The organism is Candidatus Cloacimonadota bacterium, assembly GCA_011372345.1.
GTDB lineage: Bacteria > Cloacimonadota > Cloacimonadia > Cloacimonadales > TCS61 > DRTC01.
On record DRTC01000373.1, the window covers coordinates 1 to 4049 of the forward strand.

Below are 4049 nucleotides of genomic sequence, written 5' to 3' on the forward strand. Positions count from 1 at the left end.
CCTGAAAAAATTGATCTGAATACAACAAAAACCCTGGGAATGCAACTGATCAATATGTTATCAAAACAAATTAATGGGAAAATTACTTTGCAAAAAAAAGAAGGAACTCGTTATCAAATCATATTTAAACTCAGTTCGACAGAATGACAACGAAACAAAAGAGACACTTGAAAACAGATAAAATGTAATATTAGACAAACATTAGCCATTTACTTCAGTGAATGGCAGATAATACTACTACAATTCATAACTGAATTTATTCAGCACATTTTCAGGCTGAAGTCGGTTTTTCGTGTCTCTGTTTTCCATCGAATAAATTCAATGGTTAATGTTTGATCCAGCATAATCACAAAAATCAATCGTTATCCTGTCTTTTAAGGAATTTTTAACTCTCTTTGATTCTCCCTTAAAAAGGGAGATTATTAGGATTTTATTTATTTTTTCAGTTTTTTCTTGCCTTAAATAGCTAACATTTAAATTTTCGATACGAAATTTTCAGTAATGAAATTTCAAACAAAAGAGAGGTTAAAATGAAAAAAATACTCTTTATTATCTTATTTTATTCCATTTCTTTATTTCTTTTCTCCCAGAATTTCGAGGGTTTTGAATCCGGAGATTTTTCTGCTTATAATTGGGAATTCAGCGGAAATTCCGATTGGTTCATCAGCAATATCGAACCTTACGAAGGTCTTTATTGTGCCCAGGCAGGTGCGATCGATGATTATGAATCAACATCTCTGTCTGTTAATATGGAAACAACTCAAAACGGAGATATCAGCTTTTTCTGGAAAGTCAGCAGTCAGAATCATCATGATAAATTATATTTTTATATCGATGGAGAAGAAATGGCGTATATTGCCGGGATCTTTCCCTGGAATGAAGAATCATTTCCTCTCGAACCCGGTGATCATGTATTTACCTGGAAATATGAAAAAAACGAAGAGATCTCCAATCATTCCGATACAGGCTGGATCGATAACATCACTTTTCCTCCCACCACAACTTCCGAAAATGACCTGGCAGTTAAATCGATCTCCGGTCCCGGATTTGTTTATACTCATGATTCTGCGGTTTATGATATTACCGTAAAAAATTATGGAACAAACAACCAGAACGATTATACTTTAAAGCTCTTCCAGGATGAAGATGTTTTATTGGAAACAATTCAGATCGCAGAAACGATTGTTTCCGAACAGGAAAAAATACATAGAATTGTCTGGATAATTCCTGCGGATGAGCCAACCGGAGTAACCTATCTGCACGCTCTGTTGGAAACTCAACTTGATGATGATCTTGAGAATAATTCATCGTCTGTGATTCCGGTAGAAGTCCTGCCTTTTCAGGCAGTCGAAGTAACAGTTGGATATGGAAATGAACAGGTAAATTGGACTCCCTTCAACTTTCGTTTTAATAACAACCTGACCGAGTCTTTATATTTCTTCTCTGAAATGCAATATACAGGAGTAATTTATGCTGTTTCCTATCAAAATGATTTTGAGGAATATCTAACCAATAAACAGGTAAAATTATGGATGGGAGAAACCTATCAATCGAATCTGACAAATGGCTGGTTTCCTGCGGGAGATTTAACCTCTGTTTTTGAAAACAGTCTCGATTTCCCCTCAGGTTATAACACAATTTTTATCCAGTTAGAAACGCCTTATGAATATACCGGAGCAAATTTGATCGTTCTGGCAAACAGACCCTGGGATGATGAAACTTACGACATCAATAATAATTATCATACTACTCATTCAACTATTCATCCTGATAGAACTCTTGCCTTGAATACAAACCAGGGAACGATCAATCCGGAAAGCCCACCGGATGGATTTCTATTCAATCGTATTCCTAACACGACCTTTTATATTGCAATTAACGGATTGGGAGCGTTGGAGGGATATGTTTATGATGATCAAGGTTCTCCTCTGACCGGAGCAGATATTGTGCTTGAAGAAAGTTTTATCAGTGCTGTCTCCAATTCCAGCGGATACTATCTGAAAGGAAATATTATGCAGGGAACACATGATTTCACAGCCTCAGCTTTTGGATATTCCCCTCAAACCATCGAAGGAACTATCATCGAAGATGAGACAACTCAAATCGATTTTAACCTGAGTCCGCTCCCCATGATTCAGATCAGCGGACATGTTGTTGGGAGCGATTTCCCGGGAATCGGTTTGGAAGGTGCTTTAATATTACTTTCCGGTTATGGTGAATATTCTTTGATTACGGATGTTACAGGAAATTTCACGGTTAATGTTTATGCAAATAATGATTATTCTCTGAATATTTTTTACGGAGGTTATGCAAATTATACGACTAATATCACAGTCGGTTCATCTGATATTGATCTGGGAACGATCGTTCTAACGGAATTGACTTTTCCCCCGGAAAATGTGCTTGCTACCCAGAATGATGAACAAACCGAAGCTGAAATATTCTGGCAACCTCCTTTGAATTCCAGGATTTTTGAGTCTTATACCGGTTATCGATTTTTAGAAGAACACGAAGATTATCCTGACTTATGGATGCAAATCTTTTCCGGATTAACTGATACGACTTTCATAGATTATGAGTGGGCTGGACAGGAACTCGGAACATATAAATTTGCCATAACTTCGGTTTATACTAATGAAATCGAATCGATCCCCGGCTTTTCCAATTCCCTCGAAAAAGTGATCACAGATGTCGAGAATAATGATGTCGGTAAGACAGAACTTGTTCTGCACTCTTATCCCAATCCTTTCAATTCTGAAACTACGATTTCTTTTTCTTGCCCCAGAGAAGCAGAGAACACAGAGACTTGTCCGCAGGGGCGGATAATCATTTATAATATCAGAGGACAGAAAGTCAGAGTTTTGGAGTGTTTCAACTCTGTTGAAACAAAAGCGACGGAGTCGCTTTTCCACATCATCTGGAACGGAAAAGACGATTTCGGAACTCCGGTTAAATCAGGAATATATTTTTATGAATTTACAACCGGAAAGAAATCTATCATTAAGAAAATGCTGTTGATGAGATGATCTCTAAAAACTTGCCTTCCGTCAGCTGCCGGATGGCAAGTTTAAATCAAACCAAATTATGAAAACCCAATCAGCAGATACAAGTATCGAAGCAGAGAAAGTATTGATATCTTTACTTCGGAAAGCAAGTATTTCCCAAAAATTTTCGCAGGTGTGTTCGATGTCTCAATTGGTTTCTCAATTATCGAAACGAGCTATCGCTCGAGCAAATAGCAATCTGAATGAAGAACAAGTGAATCTGCTCTTTGTCGAATATCATTATGGAAAAGAACTGGCAGAAAGGATTAGAAAATATTTGGGAGAAAGGAAGAAGTGAAAAATCCTGAAATCCTGATCGCAATTCGACCGGTTATTAAAACATTAGAGAGATTATCGATTCCATATTATATTGGGGGATCAATTGCCAGCTCATTTTTTGGAATTGCCAGAGCAACAATGGATGTCGATATTATTGCTGATATTAAAGAAAATCAAATCAGGAATTTAAAAAAGAGTCTGGAAAAAGATTATTATATCGATGAAAATATGATCAGGGAAGCAATTCAGAAAACTTCTTGCTTTAATATAATTCATCTCGCAACCATAATTAAAATAGATATTTTTATCCCAAAAAAAGATTCGTTCCAATATCAAGTATTTAAAAGAAAAATCAATGATAATTTTGAGGATAATGGTTTAAAAGAGAAATTCTACTTTTCTTCTGCTGAAGACATAATCATTTTTAAGCTTCAGTGGTATGAGTTAGGAGGAGGAATATCTGAAAGACAATGGAATGATATTATTGGTGTGATCAAAGTTCAGAATAAAAATTTAGACACAGATTATCTCAAATTCTGGTCAAATAAATTTGGGCTTAACAATTTTTTAAAAAAAGCATTTGCTGATGCTGGTTGTGATTTATAATTACTCCAATATTTTATAACACCAGATTGAAATTTTCTGCTTACTTGATTTTGGTGAAGAATTTTAATATTACAATTAAGAGTCCACTCTAAAAAGGCAATAATTTGGAATATGTATGAA

3 protein-coding genes are annotated in these 4049 nt (G+C 35.6%); all 3 read left to right on the forward strand.

Annotated features, from left to right (window positions below):
- Positions 1-530 precede the first annotated feature (530 nt).
- From ENL20_07205 to ENL20_07215, 3 genes are read left to right on the forward strand one after another with little or no spacing between them, the layout of a single operon-like run.
- Positions 531-3026 carry a T9SS type A sorting domain-containing protein gene (locus ENL20_07205; protein ID HHE38345.1) on the forward strand — a complete coding sequence of 832 codons (2496 nt, stop codon included), beginning with the start codon at positions 531-533 and terminating at the stop codon, positions 3024-3026.
- A gap of 58 nt (positions 3027-3084) precedes the next feature.
- Complete coding sequence (locus tag ENL20_07210) at positions 3085-3342, forward strand: hypothetical protein (GenBank protein HHE38346.1); 258 nt, start codon at positions 3085-3087, stop codon at positions 3340-3342.
- A complete protein-coding gene (locus ENL20_07215) occupies positions 3339-3929 on the forward strand; it encodes a hypothetical protein (protein ID HHE38347.1) in 591 nt (196 codons plus the stop codon). The genes ENL20_07210 and ENL20_07215 overlap by 4 nt, the downstream gene beginning before the upstream one ends.
- Positions 3930-4049: the final 120 nt, after the last annotated feature.

Coding starts and splice junctions, on each gene's coding strand:
- ENL20_07205 (HHE38345.1), top strand. CDS start 531: ATGAAAAAAATACTCTTTATTATCTTATTTTATTCCATTTCTTTATTT.
- ENL20_07210 (HHE38346.1), top strand. CDS start 3,085: ATGAAAACCCAATCAGCAGATACAAGTATCGAAGCAGAGAAAGTATTG.